The organism is Alkalibacterium sp. m-11 (assembly GCF_054658155.1).
Genome location: NZ_BAAGIR010000609.1, coordinates 1 through 252, shown reverse-complemented (window position 1 = coordinate 252; position 252 = coordinate 1). Strand labels below are relative to the sequence as shown.

Annotated in this window: 1 protein-coding gene; it reads left to right on the top strand. The window is 32.9% G+C overall.

Annotated features, from left to right (window positions below):
• Window positions 1-187 precede the first annotated feature (187 nt).
• On the top strand, window positions 188-252 hold a 65-nt coding region (locus tag ACYQ2O_RS13710), incomplete at its 3' end, for a helix-turn-helix domain-containing protein (RefSeq protein ID WP_459796874.1).

The window sequence follows — 252 nt, the reverse complement described above, 5'->3', positions numbered from 1 at the left end:
GGATCTGTTATAAAGCTGTTTAATCCAGACAAGGATTGGATTATATTACCTTCATCGACAGAAATCATCATACGAGCAACGAGAAATTTGGGAAACATAATTTTTCATAGATTATTGGGAGTTACCTTGATTGTACGGTATTTTTACAGTATAATCAAGTAACAAAGCGTAAGAGGAGGTGAAGAATATGTTAAAAGCTTATAAGTATCGACTCTACCCAAATGAAGAACAAAAAAACTATTTTGCGAACTG